The sequence below is a fragment of the Pseudoalteromonas sp. R86517 genome, from assembly GCF_042466295.1.
Taxonomy (GTDB): domain Bacteria; phylum Pseudomonadota; class Gammaproteobacteria; order Enterobacterales; family Alteromonadaceae; genus Pseudoalteromonas; species Pseudoalteromonas atlantica.
Genome location: NZ_JAXHCB010000001.1, coordinates 2126103 through 2143076 on the forward strand (window position 1 = coordinate 2126103; position 16974 = coordinate 2143076).

Genomic DNA, 16974 nt, shown 5'->3' on the forward strand with positions numbered 1-16974 from the left:
ATACATCAATAAAAACGTTTATTTAGGTAAATTATGAGTGATAACCGCTTAGTATATTCAACCGATATGGGCCGAATTAGCCAGCCAAAGGTTGAGCAAGAACCCACTGCAAAACTATTTAAAGATGGCTTTATCCGCATAGAGCGCCAAACTAAGGGCCGAAAAGGTAAAGGTGTGATGTTGGTTGTGGGTATAGATCCAAAAGCGCACGAGCTAAAAAAGCTAGCTAAAACCATAAAAAGTAAAATGGGCCAAGGTGGCGCGGTAAAAGAAGGGATTATTGAAGTTCAAGGCGATGATCGCGAAAAATTAAAAGGGATTTTAGAAACCCTTAAATTTAAAGTAAAAATTGCGGGTGGCTAAACCCGCAACTTTTTATTTGCTACTAGCAATGTTAGGCGCATCGTTTAATTTTTTGTATAACACTGGCAGTTCGTTCTCAGCAATCGGTTTGCTGTAATAAAACCCTTGCACAATATAACAATTATTATTTTGCAAAAACTCTACTTGTTCTATCGTTTCAACCCCTTCTGCAACTACGTCTAATTTAAGCTTTTGCGCCATGGCTATAATAGCGGCGGTAATTTCCATGTCATTAGAATCAGCAGGGATATCTTTTACAAACGAGCGGTCAATTTTTAATATGTCGACCGGGAATCGTTTTAAGTAACTTAGTGACGAATAGCCAGTACCAAAATCATCAATCGATATTGAAATGCCCAGTGCTTTTAGTTCGTGTAATTGCGTAATGGCAGCTTCAACATTGCCCATTAGCATACTTTCGGTAAGCTCCAAGTGTAACCGCTTAGCACTTACCCCTGTTTGTTTTATAATACTGCTGAGCATGGGCACTAAATTAGCGTCTTTAAACTGACGTGCCGATAAATTAATAGATACGTTGTTATCTCGTCCATCTTGCGCTAAACGCACGGCAAACTCGCACGATTGCTGTAATACCCACTCACCGAGTTCCACAATGAGCCCTGTTGCCTCAGCAATAGGAATAAACTTGGTCGGCGATATAAGCCCTTCTACTGGGTGGAACCAGCGTAGTAGCGCTTCATAGCCTACAACGTGCTGAGTTAATGAGTTTATTTGCGGCTGATAATAAACCTCAAACTGTTTTTCTTTAATCGCATGGCGTAATTCGTTTTCAATGAACAGCCTTTCATTGGCAGCCGCGTTCAGCTCTTGGCTATAAAAGTGGTAAGTATTACGCCCTTTGGCTTTTGCCTCATACATTGCTAAATCAGCATGTTTTAAAAGCTGATCTTCTTCTAGGCTATCGTAAGGGGCCATTGTAATACCAATACTAGCGCTGACTATTACTTCGTTATTGCCAAGCTTTATAGGCACATTAAGTGTTTTTTGAATAGTATTTGCGACATCACTGGCATGCTCTTGGCTTTCAATACCACTGAGTAATACAGCAAATTCGTCGCCCCCTAGGCGGGCAATTGTATCTTCGGCGCGTAAGCGTGCTTTAAGGCGGTTAGCAACTTCAATTAGTAGTTGATCGCCTGCATCATGGCCTAACGTATCGTTAATGCGCTTAAATTCATCTAAATCAAAGTAAAAAAGTGCAAACGCATAATGGCCGCGCTCAGCCAAAGCCATTGATTTACGCAGCTGCATTCTAAAAAAGGTTCTGTTTGCTAAGCCCGTTAACGTGTCAAAGTACGCAAGCTGCTCCATTTTGCGCTGGCTTTCTTTAACAAACGAAATATCTTGTGCGGAGGCTACATAACTGGTGATCTCACCGCCGTCTTCGCGAATAGGAGAAACACTTAACGATACCCAAATAGGCTGTTTATCATTGCCCTGAATCAAGGTATCACCACGCCAATAGTTTCTACTGCGAAGGTCGATATTGATATCTTCAACCAAAATGGCCATCTCAGATGCGATAATATTCAACAGCGGCGCGCGGTTAAAGTGGCTCTCTGGGTAGCCTGTCATCTCCAGCATTTTGGGATTAACGTATTCTATAACAAAGTTTTCATCGGTGATTACCACGCCGGTTCCTGAGAAGGCAACGGCTTTAGAGAGCCTATTAGCGGCTTTCTCGGCAATTTCTTTTTCTGTAATTCGTTGGTTTAACCCATCTATAAGCTTACGAATTTCTACGGTCATATCTCTAAATGAGCCGTTTAGCGTGCCTATTTCGTCTTTGTTCTCTGGCGGGAATTCGGTTAGTAATTGCCCTTTACCAAAGCCAGTAACTGCATGTACTAATGTGTGAATTCTGCGAAGCACTAGCTGATACAGCGCTTGGTGTAACAATAAGGCAACCAAGACCGCATAAAGCACAAACAAACCAAAAAACTTCAGTTTTAAATCTTGCAGAGCAGAGAGCGTTGATGAGCGTTTTTTATAAACCCCAATATACCAGTCTAGTTTATCAATTTTACGAATATTAATAATGTGTGCTTCATCGTTTTGTACAAACGAATTAGCATACTCTGGTAATTTCATGGTAATTGCTTCATTTATAATGGCTTGCAATTGCGGATTAACAAATTCGTTTGTTGTTATTGTTTTATCTTTGCTGCCATAACTTGCTTGTAGCGCTGGGTTAAGACTCGGGTGCGCAAGCAGTTGGCCTTTTTTATCAAATACCAGTAAATGTTTTTCTTTATCGCCCACAGGTAAAAATGAAATCAACGTGTTTAAATCTATATCACTGCCGGTCACCCCTAAAAATTCATTATCAACATACAAAGGGACAAGCAAACTAATAACCCATTTATGCCATACTTTATCGTAATAAACCTTAGACCAAACAGGTTCTCTGCTGGGGTTTAAATCACTTTGTACATACTTAAATGTTGCACCATTAGAGCCTCTGAGTTCAGCCGGTGCGTTTAACGCCCAATTGGGAGGCGAGACACGGATGAAATCGTCTTTGGTGATCATATAAAAATTAAAAAAGTCGTGAATTAAGGTTGGTGAAATGACTTTCCATAACGACTCTGAGTTATTAAATAAACGCTTATAAAAAGGAGAATAATGCTGCTGAGGAAGAAATGCGGCTGAAAGGCCGTCGCTCGATGCACTGCGTATAGTGCCGTCGCTATTAAATTGTAACTGGGTTTTGTTAGATAAATTGATTGCTGAACTATCACTAAATAGCTGCTCCGACACAACATTATTAGCCTGTTTGGCAACGGCTGATTTTGTTTTGATTAGTGCGTCAAATTGCCTGATAAGTAATTCGGTGGAGCTTTTAAGTACTTCATGCTCTTCGAAAACTAATTGTTTTTCTTCAGATTTAAGCATCAGCGCGGCAGCGCACACACCGGCAATTAAACAAATTGCAGATATAAGCAACGACAGCTTTACACTTAAAGAATTTAGTCCAAAACGCGATGGAGGGCGTCTATACACCACAGGCCAACCTTACTATTTTAGTTGTTGTTATTTTTAGCTAATACCTGAAATATACCAGATCCCTATTCATATTTATAAACTATTTGTAAATTTTATCTAAATGTTAGCTAGGAGCTGATAATTATTCATTATGTCTATTTAAACTGGCTTGCTTGTTGACTTTGCTAGTAACACCTCATACATTAACAGCATGAAAATTATCTTATCTTGCACTTTTTTTTCTTTTTTTAGCTTCTTTATATAAAAGAGGCTGAACTGTTTGTGAGATAAAATCAATCGAATAGCAAAGCCTCCCACTTGGGAGGCTTTTTTGTTTTAGTTGCACTAAGCAACTTATTTTTGGAATGAGGAAACCAAAATGACCAACGATGTTTTAAACGCGCTCAGACACGATATTAACGAAATAGACTCTGATCTATTGGTGTTATTAGCTAAGCGCCGCCGTATTAGCCACGGTGTTGTTGAGTATAAAATTGCGAATAACAAACCGATTCGTGATGAAGCGCGCGAACTAGCCTTACTCGAAAAGCTGATTGGTTATGGCAAGTCGCTTGGTCTAGATGCGTATTATGTGAATAACGTTTTTCAAACCATTTTGGAAGACTCTGTGCTGCATCAACAGGCCATGCTGCAAAAAAACTTAAACCCCGATGCATTAAGCGAAACCCATCGCGTTACTTACTTAGGCGGGCAAGGCTCGTACAGTCAACTAGCATGTCATAAATACTTTAGCCGCCGCCCTGGTAAGTTAGTCGAAATTGGCTGTACCTCGTTTGATGAAATTACGGGCAAAGTAGAAAATGGCCAAGCAGATTTTGGTTTGTTGCCTATAGAAAACACCAGCTCGGGCAGTATTAACGAAGTATTTGATTTATTACAACATGCTCAAGTATCAATTGTAGGTGAAGTTACACACAGTGTAGAGCACTGCTTACTTGCTACCCCAGATACTGAATTAAGCCAATTAACTAAAATTTATGCCCATCCTCAGCCATTTGCTCAATGTAGTCGCTTTTTACAAGGCCTCGGTGATTTACAACATGAAACCTGTGATTCAACCTCAAGTGCTCTTCAGTCAGCTTTAAATACGCCAAATAGTGCGGCTATTGGCTCAGCGCAGGCAGGTAAAAACGTTGGTCTTGAAGTGATTAAATCAAACCTTGCGAATCAAAGTGAAAACCACAGCCGCTTTATCGTTGTGGCGCGCAAACCTCTGCAGGTATCTAAACAAATACCGACTAAAACCAGCCTTATTATGGCCACTAAACAACAAGCAGGTTCATTGGCTGATGCTTTAATGGTGTTTAAGCAACATCAAATAAACTTAGTTAAACTAGAGTCTCGTCCTGTACCGGGTAACCCGTGGGAAGAAGTGTTTTATGTGGACTTAGAAGCAAACCTTGCCGATAGCCAAGTACAACATGCCTTAGAGGAGCTAAAAGAGCATACTCAATATGTGCGCGTTTTAGGCTGTTATCAAAGTGAGTCTTTACAAGCTGTGAGTGTAAATACCTAACCTAACACGCAAATACTAAAAAGGGCCTAAGTAGGCCCTTTTTTAATCGCTCATTTAAAATGCTTTCAACGTATAGCTTAAGTAACTACACATTTTTAACCCTTTTAATCTAATACCTTGGCGTCATTTGCTTTATTTAGCAGGCTACGGCTTTGCGTTAAAAAGTGCGCGGTAGAATCTGAAAAATACGCTTTAGCATCAGCAAATGCATCGATGAGTGCGCCTTTATCTCCCGCTTTTAGCTTTTCAAGAGTTTGTGCAAAGGTCTCTTGGTATTGCGCTAATAAACTCTCAACATTATCAAACTGGGCCAACATTATATCTGAGTATAGCTCAGGAGATTGTGCAAATAAGCGCCCTACCATCATCAACTCTAACTGATAAATAGGAGACGAGCAGCTTCTTAGTTCCTCAAGCGTATGGCTTTGCTTTGCTAAAAACTGCCCATAAACAAAGGTCGTTAAGTGGCGCATTACTTGTATTATTTGCATTGCTTCATCATGCTTTTTAGCATCTAGCTCAACAAGTTGGCAACCCCATACTTGCAACTGCTGCAGTAAGCCTTTTGCAGCATCATGCGCTCGGCCTTCACACACAACAACGGTTTGTTTAACCCAGTGAGAAATATCAGGGCCAAACATAGGGTGCAGGCCAACAACGGGCCCAGAGTGCGCCGCCTTTAATGCCTTAATGGGTGATTGCTTAACTGAGGTAATATCAACAAGCAAACAGTCATCATCAAGTTTAGGTAGCTTAGCAACAACGGCCTCAAGTGCATTGATAGGCACGCTGATCATCACTAATTTTGCGCCAGCTAAAATGGCTTTAGCATCGTTTTGCTGATCTTTATCTAAAATCTTAACTTCATAACCTGAACGAATAAACTGCTGAGCAAATAACTGGCCCATTGCCCCTTGCCCACCTACAATTACAATAGGTGATAAATCAGGGGCGGCACAGGCAAGTTTAGCTTGTTGGTTTTGATAGGCTTCGCGCATCATGCGCCTTAATATGTCTTCAACAAGTTCAGGGCTGACTCCTTGTTTAATCGCTTCATCACGACGAGCAGCGAGCAAAGCAGCTTCTCTTTCAGGGGCATGCAGGGGGGCGCCATTTTGCTGTTTAATAGCACCAATTTTTTGGGTTATTGCATTTCGCTTTGCAAGTAAAGCAACTAATTGCGCATCGCACTCATCTATGCCATCTCGTAATTGTGATAAATCACTTAATTCAGCCACGTTTCTCATTCCACCTATAAACAACTCATTTCGTAAATATATATTTACATTTAAGTAAACTAATCAATACGTTAAATACTAACAGGATCAAGTATGGGTTAAAAGGCTAATGTAACAACGCGAGTGAAGATTACTTAATACAGAGGGATGCTTTTGTGAAGAGGTAGTATGTTATTTAATGCTTAAAAACCAAAACGGGTTGCAACCGTGAGGCTGCAACCCGTTTTCTTTGCGTTGATAAACAGCGCGTATTAGTTAAGTTTTTCTCTAATACGTGCAGATTTACCAGAACGCTCACGTAGGTAGTAAAGCTTAGCACGACGAACCGCACCGCGACGCTTAACTGTTACGCTATCAATAAGAGGGCTGTGCGTTTGGAATACACGCTCAACACCTTCACCGCTCGAAATTTTACGAACTGTGAATGCTGAGTGAAGACCACGATTACGCTTAGCGATTACAACACCTTCAAAGGCCTGTAGACGCTCTTTGTTACCTTCTTTTACACGTACCTGTACAACTACTGTATCACCAGCGCCGAATGCTGGTACGTCTGTTTTAAGCTGCTCTTCTTCAAGCGCTTTAATAATATTTTGGTTTACTTTTGCCATTATGTTTCTCACTTTCCTAGGTGTAACTGTCTTCTAGCCACAAGCTTTTTGGTACTCTTGCTGAAATTGTGCGAGTAATACCGCTTGCTCCTCAGTCAGAGCTAGGTTATGCAACAAGTCAGGACGTCGTAGCCAAGTTCTGCCTAATGACTGCTTAAGCCGCCATTTTGCTATCTCTTGGTGGTTTCCACTGAGTAGTACAGCAGGCACCTGTTTGTCGTCCAATGTTTCTGGCCGTGTATAGTGAGGACAATCTAGCAAGCCATCCGAAAATGAGTCTTGCTCTGCTGACTGGTTATGACCTAACACGCCTGGCACTAATCTCGCTACTGCATCAATTAATGTCATGGCAGGTAATTCACCACCACTCAAAATAAAATCACCAATTGACCATTCTTCGTCAACGTATGACTCTATTATTCTCTCGTCTATACCTTCATAGCGACCGGCAATCAAAATCAGCTTTTCAGAGTTTGCGAGTTCGCTAGCCCCTTGCTGATCTAATTTGCGCCCTTGCGGGGACATATAAATTACTTTTGCGCCATCACCTGCCGCTTTTTTAGCGTCAAGAATGGCTTGTTTTAATGGTTCAACCATCATTAACATACCTGGGCCGCCCCCGTAAGGACGGTCATCTACGGTTCTGTGCTTATCTAAAGCATAGTCACGTGGATTCCAGCAGTTAAAGTCAATTAAGCCATTTTTCACTGCGCGACCAGTGACACCTTGGTGTGTAATAGCATCAAACATGTCTGGGAAAAGGCTTATTACCCCTACCCATAATGAACTAGTTTGAGTCATTAAAACCCAGGATCCCAGTCTACGGTAATTTCTCTCGCTTCGTATTTAACTTCTTTAATTACTGAATCAGTTAAAAAAGGAATCAAACGCTCAGCTTGACCAAATGCATCTTTACTGTTTGCTTTAACAACCAGTACGTCATTCGATCCTGTCTCCATCAGGTCATCAACAGTGCCTAAATTGTAACCTTTATCAGTTACAACCGACATGCCAATGAGATCTCGCCAATAAAACTCGCCTTGCGGGAGTTCTGGTAATTGCGCTGAATCAACAGATATTTCTGCATGGGTATAAGCCATTGCTTCGTCTCTGTCGTTTACTTGCGCAATTTTAGCGATAAAGCCTTTGTTGTGGCGACGCCAGTCGACCACTTCTAAGGTCTGCCATTTACCTTGTTGCCCTATCAACCACGGGCTGAAATCGAAGATCCCTTGGGGATCATCAGTAAATGAATGTACCTTAAGCCAGCCCTTTATACCATATGGGGCACCGAGCTTTCCTACGACAATAATTGATGAGGTGTTCTCTTGACTCATGGTTACACTTACGCCTATTAAGCCGCTTTACGAGCGTCTTTAACTAACTTAGCTACACGATCAGAAAGACCTGCGCCCTGACCTACCCAGTGATCAACACGAGGTAAATCTAAACGAAGTTTTTCTTCTTGACCTGAAGCAATTGGGTTAAAGAAACCAATTTTCTCGATGAAGCGACCGTCACGCGAGAAACGGCTATCCGCAACCACAATTTGATAGAAAGGGCGTTTTTTAGCGCCACCACGTTGCAAACGAATAGTTACCATACCGTCCTCTAAATAGATTGACTGTTTTCATTAATAAGATTTACTCCCCAGTATGGGGAGCTGGGGAATTGTACGAGTTTTTAGCAACAATGCAAGTAAGAAGTGAAGCAAAAAGCCACTTTAGTAGGTTAAACTGTGATCTGAGCCGCAATTAATAGATTATCATGCACCACGCGCATAATTTATTCAACAAAAAAGGGCCAATTAGCCCTTTTGTTATACATTATATAGCGGCTATTTAAGCGCTACATTAAAATTTAGGGCCACCGCCACCCATCATTCCAGGTGGTAACATGCCTTTCATGCCGCGCATCATTTTTTGCATGCCGCCTTTACCTTTCATTTTTTTCATCATTTTTTGCATTTGCGTAAACTGTTTTAGCAGTTTATTTATCTCTTGTACCTGTGTACCAGAGCCTGCGGCTATACGTTTTTTACGAGAGCCTTTAATAATCTCAGGACGCGCGCGCTCTTGTTTGGTCATAGAGCTGATGATTGCTTCCATTTGAATGAAGGTTTTGTCACCCATTTGGCCTTTTACAGCATCGGGTAAGTTTTGCATACCAGGCAGCTTATCTAGCATCGACATCATGCCACCCATATTTTTCATTTGCTTTAATTGCTCTGCAAAATCATCAAGGGTAAAGCCGTTGCCTTTAAATACTTTTTCAGCGACCTTAGCTGCTTTTTCCTTATCGACTTTCATTTCGACTTCTTCGATTAATGAAAGTACATCCCCCATGCCTAAAATACGCGATGCGATACGATCTGGATGGAACGGCTCTAGTGCATCCGTACGCTCACCCACACCCATAAATTTAATTGGCTTGCCGGTAATATGGCGAATAGATAAAGCAGCACCACCGCGTGCATCACCATCTGTTTTAGTTAAAATAACACCGGTTAGAGGTAGCGCTTCATCAAATGCTTTAGCGGTATTCGCCGCATCTTGACCCGTCATTGCATCAACCACAAATAATGTTTCGATTGGGTTGATTGCTTTATGAAGGTCTTTAATTTCGCCCATCATTTCGTTATCCACGTGCAAACGGCCGGCGGTATCGACTAAAACTACGTCTATAAATTTCTTTTTAGCATGAGAAATAGCAGCGGTGGCGATATCTACTGGTTTTTGCGAAATATCACTTGGGAAAAAATCCACGTCAACTTCGCTGGCAAGTGTTTCAAGCTGTTTAATAGCCGCCGGACGGTATACATCGGCACTAACAACTAGCACTGACTTTTTCTTACGCTCTTTTAAAAACTTAGCAAGCTTACCAACACTGGTTGTTTTACCCGCACCTTGTAAACCAGCCATCATAACAACAGCTGGCGGCTGTGCATTTAGGCTAAGCTCTTCGTTGGCTTCACCCATCGCTTTTTCAAGCTCTTCGCGCACTATTTTTATAAATACTTGGCCAGGGCTTAAGCTTTTAGTTACTTCAACACCTACGGCACGTTCTTTAACTTGCTTTACAAACTCGCGAACAACAGGCAACGCAACATCAGCTTCTAAAAACGCCATACGTACTTCACGTAACGTATCTTTAATGTTGTCTTCTGTTAAACGGCCGCGGCCACTAATATTTTTTAAGGTTTTACCTAATCGTTCTTGGAGGTTCTCAAACATGTAACGGTTCCGATAAGACGTTTATATTGACCCAATAAGCTCACGCTTATTTGCATTTTACTTATTAGATGGGAGCAATAGTATTAAATTTCAATTAAAAACAGTATACCGTAAATGATGGCGCACAATACAGTATTGAAGCACAGCTTATTGAGTTTCTTTTTTTAGGTCTATGCAATTGCTTTGCTATAAAATACAATGTGCTTATAACAACAAGAATTATTTGACTCTAATTATAAGTGGCCCAAGCACAATGCTGATTATTAGTTTAACTATTATTGCCAGTTTATTTTATGTGTTAGCAACGTCTCACGTGTTAACACGCCTGTTTCATCAACAAGGTCCTAGCCAAAAGGTAACGGTTATTTTAAGTACCGTGGCTATACTAGCGCACATGCTGCTGTTGGTTAATTCGGTGTTTCGCTCCGATGGGCAAGATTTAAGTATTGTTAATGTTGCACTACTGACCTGCTGGGTTATTGTGGTGTCGGTTACTGCGGTGTCGTTAAAGTTCCCTGCTACATTGCTGTTACCGGTCGTCTATGGCTTTGCAGCCCTACTCACCATTGCGAGTTTGTTTATACCGCACCATATTTTATTACAAAGCTTTAATATTGAAATAGGCCTTATTACACATATATCGCTATCACTGTTAGCATATTGCGTGTTAATTATTGCTACTTTATACGGCGTGCAGTTTTACTTTATTGATAAACGCTTAAAACGTAAAGATTTAGCAATTGTGCATAGCCATTTGCCACCATTAATGGTGGTAGAACGTCAGCTCTATCAACTATTAAACTTAGGTACGGTGTTACTTACCTTTGCCTTATTAACAGGGTTTGTGTTTTTAGATGGGATGTTTGCAAAAGAATTTATACATAAAACCATTTTATCGCTTGTCGCATGGGTTATTTTTGTCACTGTTGCGCTGGGGCACATGAAAAAAGGCTGGCGTGGTAAACCTGTGGTTATTACCATCATGGTCGCTGCATTTATCCTCACACTTGCTTATTTTGGCAGCCGTTTTATACAAGAAGTGGTGTTAAATAAGTTTTAACTTGACTCTGTCAGCTCACTCTAGCTTAATACGCATTGGTTTATAAAAAAAGGATCCATCGTTGGACGACATATCGACAAGTACCTTGTTTATCATTTTAGGTTTATTGGTGCTTTTTTCTGCTTATTTCTCGGGTTCAGAAACCGGGATCATGTCAATTAATCGTATACGCTTGCGCCACCTTGCAAAAGAGGAACATCGCGCAGCTAAACGAGTCAGTAAATTACTTAGCCGTCCTGATAGACTCATTGGCCTAATATTAATTGGTAACAACCTTGTAAATATCGCTGCTGCCCAGGTAGCCACTATCATTGGTATTCGTTTATACGGTGATTTAGGTATTGGTATTGCAACCGGTGTGTTAACGCTAGTGGTACTAATATTTGCAGAAGTAACCCCAAAAACGCTTGCTGCGTTGTACCCTGAAAAAGTAGCCTTTCCAAGCTCTATAATTCTCAAAGGGTTACTCAAAATACTATTCCCATTTGTGGTTGTTGTGAACTGGATGACCAACGGTATTTTACGTCTATTTGGTATCAGCTCAGCACAAATAGATGAGCACAGCATGAGTAAAGAAGAGCTTAAAACAGTGGTGAATGAGTCAGGCGCATTACTGCCAGCTCGTCACCAAAGCATGCTGACCTCTATTTTAGACTTAGAGCAAGTGACCGTTGAAGATATTATGATCCCTCGTAACGAAATAGTGGCGATTGATATTAACGACGATTGGAAGCTCATTAGCCGCCAATTAACTCATGCTCAGCACACCCGTGTATTACTTTATCGCGACAATATTGATGACGCGGTAGGTTTTATCCATTCGCGTGACGCTCTTCGTCTTTTAACCAAAGAGCAATTTGATAAACCGTCATTATTGCGTGCTGTACGTGAGATTTACTTTATTCCTGAGGGGACGTCCCTAAATACCCAGCTATTAAAGTTCCAACAATCAAAAGAACGTATTGGTATAGTGGTTGATGAATATGGCGACATACAAGGTCTCGTAACCCTTGAGGATATTCTTGAAGAAGTGGTTGGCGATTTTACTACCACGCAAACACGTACGCCAAGTGAAGAAGTGACCACACAAAGCGATGGCTCTTACCTTGTTGATGGCGGCGCTAACGTGCGCGACTTAAACAAAGAGATGGGCTGGGAGTTTCCTCTTGATGGCCCTAAAACACTCAGCGGTTTAATTGTGGAATACCTAGAAGATATTCCAGATGCTAATTTAAGCCTTAAAATAGCCGGCTACCCTGTTGAGGTGTTAGAAGTAAAAGAGAATATGATAAAACAGGTAAAAATTAAGCCAAATCAACGTAAGTTGTAAGTTTAAATAATGCATTAAAAAAGGAGCCTTGGCTCCTTTTTTTGCTTTTAAGATATGTAGTTAGCCAAAAAGCAGTCGCTCAAACCAGCCTTTATCAAGCTCCTCTTCACAACGTTTAAGCTGCGCACCATAACGGCTTGCGCGGTGTTTTACTTTATTAGCAACACTCATTAGCCACTTTTTCTTTTTATAGGTACCGCGTTTATAACCGCCCCACCCTTCGTGATAATTTAAGTATTGGGCGTAAGCATCCCATTTAGAGATACCATTTACTTTATGTGTTTTATAAACAAACCATGCCATAAAGTCGATTGCATCGTCAAAATCATCCCTATCAGCCCCACTGTTACCCGTTTCACGAATATAGTCAGACCAAGTTGGAGTTTTTGCTTGTGAGTACCCGTAAGCATCACTGGCACGCCCAGTTGGAATTATCCATAAAAAATACTCCATGGGTGGTGCGGCATCATGACGAAACGAGCTTTCTTGGTACATCATGCTCATAAGAACATGTTTAGGTGAGCCCCATTTTTCTTGTGCATCTTTTGCATCAAAGTACCAATCTGACTTTTCTTCAAAAATTTTACAAAGATCATTAGGTTGCTTTGGTGGCGCAGTGGCACACCCAGCTAAAGAGAGGGCAAAAGATAAAATAATTGCATTTTTTTTCATTTTTATAAGATCTCACTGAACTTTTTAAAAAAGCGTGGGTCTGAGTATATGAATGCAGCAGTATAGCATTGTTTCATCCCTGAAGAATATTTACGCAGCCACCTTGGGCTGCGTTTTTTTTGCTTAAAAAAGCTTAAGCGGGTGCTTTGGCATTAAAATATTCATCTAAAAAGTCAGTAAAGCTTAGCGTGTCGGCGCGCTCTATTTCTTCTCGCGCTTTATCCGAGAGTACAACTTGTTGCTCTAGCCATTCTTTAGAAAACACATTGTAGTTGGCGTGCGCATGGCTTTGCTTATATTTATTAGCCAATTGAATAGCAAATAAACCGTTATCTATACCCGCACTTTCTAGCTCGCGCACATAACGCCCTGAAAAAGTCAGCGCAGGGTTATCAACCCAAGTAGCCATTTGTGCGATGGTTTCGCTGTAATAGGTCACCCCATACGCCTTATCCATATGCTCAGCGACTTCACTTAGTTGGTCAAAAATTTCTCTCCCCCAACTTTGTAACGTACGCTGTTGGTTGTTGTCGTTCAGCATAACACCTAACTGACGCCCCTGATTAACCACTGTGTCTAAATTCTCAGTGCTGCGGGCTTGCTCTTTCCACTGCATTTCTGGAGAGTCTTTCAACAAACAATACGTTAAAAACACATCTAAAAAATGAATTTGCTCTATATCAATGCCCGTTTCACTAAACGGGTTTACATCCAGCGCTCTAATTTCAACATACTCAATGCCTGCTCTTAATAATGCATCCGTTGGTTTTTCACCACTTTTAGCATTACGTTTAGGGCGGATCGGCGAATAAAATTCGTTTTCGATTTGCAGAATATTTTTATTAAGCTGCTTAGGTGTTGCTGTGGTGTAGTCATCAATATCGCCGTATAAGTCAGAAGGCGTGTTGATTGCTTTTTTAAGCCCAGCAACGTACTCATCAAGCGAGTTATACATTACGCGTAATGAAGATTGCGCACTGTTGGTGTAACCTAAATCACCCAAGCGTAGCGCGGTTCCTACTTCTAAATAAAGTGTACCTTTACCTAGTTTTTTAAACGGTAGGTCAGTTTTGCGACCTTGTAAAAAAGAATTACATAATGCAGGTGAGGCACCAAACAAGTAACTAATTAACCAAAGCTCGCGTTTAAAATTACGAATAAGCGCTAAATAACCATCCGAAATAAATGCTTCTAGGCTTTGCTTACTTTGCTTTAAGGTGTGTAAAGATTGCCAAAGTGTTTCTGGAAAAGAAATATTAAAATGAACACCCGCAATCGCTTGCATCATACTACCGTAACGGTTTTTTAATCCTTCACGGTATAGGGTTTTCATACGCGCAGTATTTGAGTTACCAAATTGAGCCAGTACGATGTCATCTTGATCTTCAATAAAGCATGGCATACTGATGGGCCATAAAAGCTCATCACCCATGTGCTCAAGTGTAAACTTTTGCAGGTCTTTTAATTGCGCTAAGGTTTCTGTCGCTGATTCACTAACAGGGGTAATAAATTCAAGTAATGACTCTGAAAAGTCGGTAGTAATATGTCCGTTTGTTAATGCACTACCTACGCCTTTAGGATGTCCTAAAGTGGAAATGGCGCCATTACCTTTAATACGCAGCGACTCTCGCTCAATACCACGTTTGATCCCTTTAATTGCGTGCTGATGCGGTGTTGCTGATAACGCGTTTAGCGCGCTAGATAAATCATGTATAGTCAAAAAATGCTTCCTCGGCCACGTGGCTTAATCTTAGGGTTATGGGGGCTAATTGCCCATACTCAAGATTAAATTGTTAAGAACAATATAATTTTTCAAAATTTTTAGCTATTTACCCTGTTGAGCATGCGCTTGATACAATAAGCATCAACCAGCAAGCTAATCTTGCCACTGCTCACGCTAATATACAATCGCTTTGCTAGGGCGTATTGGCCTTTGTGAATTGAAATTTGTCCAAACTAAGGGCGATTCAATCGCAGCGCAATATTTGTAACCTAATTGGCTCGATAACTGCCCTGCGTTATTATTATGACTTACATCCATGTAAGAATAAGTAAAAACCGAACAAAGCTTTCGCGTCCTGCTCATACCCCTTGTCTAAAAACCAAACACACTGCTGTAAACTTAGCCACCAAAAACCCTCACGCCCCAAACATAAAGACCCTGAATTAATAGATTACTCTTCATAAGCTTTAACATTTTAAACGCAGTATTTGATATAGATCATAAAAAGTCGCAATTTTGATGACAATTTTATTTAGCGCAGCGCCTTTACTTCACCTCCTTTAGTTTACCCAATACAATGACAAGTTAATTAAAAAGGATGGTTAAAACTAACATGCGTCATAATCAAAGCTTAATAAATGAAGAGGTTCACTTTAGTGATGCTCAGCAATTGGTATCCACAACCGATTTACGAGGAGTCATTACGTATGCAAATAAGGCATTTTGCGATGTAGCAGGGTTTAGTGCCCAGGAGCTCGTTGGTAAAAATCATAATATTGTGCGCCACCCAGATATGCCCAAAGCAGCATTTAAAGAAATGTGGAGTACGCTAAAAAGCGGCCACTCATGGCGCGCCATAGTAAAAAATAGATGTAAAGATGGGCGCTATTACTGGGTTGATGCATTTGTAACCCCTATCTTTGAAGGTGATCAGTTAGTTGGCTATCAATCTGTACGTACAAAACCAGATAAAAAACATGTTTTAACAGCCCATAAACTATATGAAAAATTAAATAGAGGTAAAGCCGCTTTTAATTTTAAAGAACGCACACACTTGCGCCAAATGCTTACGTTAGCCATTGTATTTAGCTGGCTAATAATGAGTGGGTTTGCCTTTTCAACCATGGCAGCGGTTATCAACGTATTAATTTGCGTGTTTATTTTGGCCTTAAATTATCAAGAGCTAGTGGCAACCCCTGCTAAATTAAACACCTATAAACAGCATTCTGACTCTATCTCGCGCTATGTTTTTTGCGATAACTCGCCGTTAAGTGTGAGTGACTATAAAGAGCAAATGCTACTTGCTAAGCTCAGAACTGTATTGGGGCGCGTAAAAGATGCTACCTATGCCTTTAATAACATTGCTGAAAACCTAGATGATAAGTCGACGCTCACCGAAAAAGGCATTGAGGCGCAAAGCACACAGCTTACACAAATCGCCACTGCTATGGCGCAAATGACCGCCACTATTGGTGAGATTTCGAATAGTACAACAACTACCGCCGACAAAGTTAATTCTACTCAGCACAGCTGCGCGGATATAAAACAACATATTGCTGATAACAAAAAAATGGTATCTGAGCTGGCAACCCACGTAGATCATGCTGCCAATACGGCTAATAACCTCGCCCAGGAAGCGGATAAAATAGGCCAAGTAATGAATGAGATAGAAGGTATTGCTGAGCAAACCAATTTACTAGCGCTTAATGCTGCAATAGAAGCCGCAAGAGCAGCCGAGCATGGCCGTGGTTTTGCCGTAGTTGCCGATGAAGTACGTGCCCTTTCATCTCGTACGCAAAGTGCTACGGGGCAAATTCACAGCTCGATTAAAGATATACAGGATACATTGGTTAATTGGTCAAAGGTAATGCAAAGTACAAAACTACAAGCCGAGGGCTGCGTACAAACAACCGAGCAAACACACCAAGAGCTCGATAGTATATTCAATCAAATTAGTGAAATAGCATTGCTAACAAATAGTATATCGACGGCTGCAGAGGAGCAGCAGATGGTGAGTCATGATATTGCTAATAATGTAGATAATATAAAAGAAGTGAGTAACGAAAACTTAGCTTTAAGTTTTGACGTTGCTAAAGATGCCGCAGAATTAGTTGCCGGCTCTCAAAAAGTAAACAACCTACTTTATACATTTAAAGTATAAAGCAAGACAATAAGCCGCCTGTTTGGCGGCTTATTGTGCG

The 16974-nt window shown here is 40.9% G+C and carries 14 protein-coding genes; 5 read left to right on the plus strand and 9 right to left on the minus strand.

Features of this window, described 5'->3' with window-relative positions:
• Positions 1 to 33 precede the first annotated feature (33 nt).
• Entirely contained in the window at positions 34 to 363 is a 330-nt protein-coding gene (locus tag SJY38_RS09580; RefSeq protein WP_029773471.1) for a translation initiation factor SUI1, read from the plus strand.
• 12 nt (positions 364 to 375) lie between these two features.
• On the opposite strand, the gene SJY38_RS09585 is transcribed toward SJY38_RS09580, so the two are convergent.
• Positions 376 to 3390 (minus strand): EAL domain-containing protein, encoded by a 3015-nt coding sequence (locus tag SJY38_RS09585; protein WP_273586174.1) that lies wholly within the window; start codon positions 3388 to 3390, stop codon positions 376 to 378.
• A 358-nt stretch (positions 3391 to 3748) separates the two neighbouring features.
• Here SJY38_RS09585 and SJY38_RS09590 point away from each other — a divergent pair, with 358 nt between their 5' ends.
• Complete coding sequence (locus SJY38_RS09590) at positions 3749 to 4906, plus strand: chorismate mutase (protein ID WP_054982179.1); 1158 nt, start codon at positions 3749 to 3751, stop codon at positions 4904 to 4906.
• A 104-nt stretch (positions 4907 to 5010) separates the two neighbouring features.
• On the opposite strand, the gene tyrA is transcribed toward SJY38_RS09590, so the two are convergent.
• From tyrA to ffh, 6 genes are all read right to left on the minus strand, one after another.
• Entirely contained in the window at positions 5011 to 6144 is a 1134-nt protein-coding gene (tyrA, locus tag SJY38_RS09595; RefSeq protein WP_029773468.1) for a bifunctional chorismate mutase/prephenate dehydrogenase, read from the minus strand.
• A gap of 251 nt (positions 6145 to 6395) precedes the next feature.
• The gene (gene rplS, locus SJY38_RS09600) at positions 6396 to 6755 is read right to left on the minus strand and encodes a 50S ribosomal protein L19 (RefSeq protein WP_004587324.1); all 360 of its coding nucleotides are present in this window, start codon (positions 6753 to 6755) and stop codon (positions 6396 to 6398) included.
• Positions 6756 to 6788: 33 nt separating this feature from the next.
• Positions 6789 to 7556: a tRNA (guanosine(37)-N1)-methyltransferase TrmD gene (trmD, locus tag SJY38_RS09605; protein ID WP_004587325.1), complete on the minus strand. Its 768-nt coding sequence runs from the start codon at positions 7554 to 7556 to the stop codon at positions 6789 to 6791.
• A complete protein-coding gene (gene rimM, locus SJY38_RS09610) occupies positions 7556 to 8092 on the minus strand; it encodes a ribosome maturation factor RimM (RefSeq protein ID WP_004587326.1) in 537 nt (178 codons plus the stop codon). Before rimM ends, trmD begins: the two co-directional genes overlap by 1 nt.
• 17 nt (positions 8093 to 8109) lie before the next feature.
• Complete coding sequence (gene rpsP, locus SJY38_RS09615; protein ID WP_004587327.1) at positions 8110 to 8358, minus strand: 30S ribosomal protein S16; 249 nt, start codon at positions 8356 to 8358, stop codon at positions 8110 to 8112.
• A gap of 250 nt (positions 8359 to 8608) precedes the next feature.
• A complete protein-coding gene (gene ffh, locus SJY38_RS09620) occupies positions 8609 to 9988 on the minus strand; it encodes a signal recognition particle protein (protein ID WP_024031859.1) in 1380 nt (459 codons plus the stop codon).
• Positions 9989 to 10241: 253 nt separating this feature from the next.
• Between ffh and SJY38_RS09625 the strand changes: the two genes are divergently transcribed.
• Complete coding sequence (locus tag SJY38_RS09625; protein ID WP_024031858.1) at positions 10242 to 11048, plus strand: inner membrane protein YpjD; 807 nt, start codon at positions 10242 to 10244, stop codon at positions 11046 to 11048.
• Positions 11049 to 11109: 61 nt separating this feature from the next.
• Entirely contained in the window at positions 11110 to 12378 is a 1269-nt protein-coding gene (locus SJY38_RS09630) for an HlyC/CorC family transporter (RefSeq protein WP_004587330.1), read from the plus strand.
• A 60-nt stretch (positions 12379 to 12438) separates the two neighbouring features.
• Here the strand turns inward: SJY38_RS09630 and SJY38_RS09635 are convergent, their stop codons facing one another.
• Entirely contained in the window at positions 12439 to 13050 is a 612-nt protein-coding gene (locus SJY38_RS09635) for a transglycosylase SLT domain-containing protein (RefSeq protein ID WP_024031857.1), read from the minus strand.
• Between the two features lie 133 nt (positions 13051 to 13183).
• Positions 13184 to 14770 (minus strand): glutamate--cysteine ligase, encoded by a 1587-nt coding sequence (gene gshA, locus SJY38_RS09640; RefSeq protein ID WP_273586175.1) that lies wholly within the window; start codon positions 14768 to 14770, stop codon positions 13184 to 13186.
• Between the two features lie 616 nt (positions 14771 to 15386).
• On the opposite strand from gshA, the gene SJY38_RS09645 reads away from it, so the two are divergent.
• Positions 15387 to 16934, plus strand: a complete 1548-nt coding sequence (locus tag SJY38_RS09645; protein ID WP_273586176.1) for a methyl-accepting chemotaxis protein — start codon at positions 15387 to 15389, stop codon at positions 16932 to 16934.
• Positions 16935 to 16974 lie beyond the last annotated feature (40 nt).

What these genes read in the sequence shown, in the direction of transcription:
- SJY38_RS09645 (WP_273586176.1), top strand. Translation starts at nt 15,387, where the DNA reads ATGCGTCATAATCAAAGCTTAATAAATGAAGAGGTTCACTTTAGTGAT.
- SJY38_RS09625 (WP_024031858.1), top strand. Translation starts at nt 10,242, where the DNA reads ATGCTGATTATTAGTTTAACTATTATTGCCAGTTTATTTTATGTGTTA.
- SJY38_RS09590 (WP_054982179.1), top strand. Translation starts at nt 3,749, where the DNA reads ATGACCAACGATGTTTTAAACGCGCTCAGACACGATATTAACGAAATA.
- rpsP (WP_004587327.1), bottom strand. Translation starts at nt 8,358, where the DNA reads ATGGTAACTATTCGTTTGCAACGTGGTGGCGCTAAAAAACGCCCTTTC.
- trmD (WP_004587325.1), bottom strand. Translation starts at nt 7,556, where the DNA reads ATGACTCAAACTAGTTCATTATGGGTAGGGGTAATAAGCCTTTTCCCA.
- SJY38_RS09580 (WP_029773471.1), top strand. Translation starts at nt 34, where the DNA reads ATGAGTGATAACCGCTTAGTATATTCAACCGATATGGGCCGAATTAGC.
- SJY38_RS09635 (WP_024031857.1), bottom strand. Translation starts at nt 13,050, where the DNA reads ATGAAAAAAAATGCAATTATTTTATCTTTTGCCCTCTCTTTAGCTGGG.
- rimM (WP_004587326.1), bottom strand. Translation starts at nt 8,092, where the DNA reads ATGAGTCAAGAGAACACCTCATCAATTATTGTCGTAGGAAAGCTCGGT.
- ffh (WP_024031859.1), bottom strand. Translation starts at nt 9,988, where the DNA reads ATGTTTGAGAACCTCCAAGAACGATTAGGTAAAACCTTAAAAAATATT.
- rplS (WP_004587324.1), bottom strand. Translation starts at nt 6,755, where the DNA reads ATGGCAAAAGTAAACCAAAATATTATTAAAGCGCTTGAAGAAGAGCAG.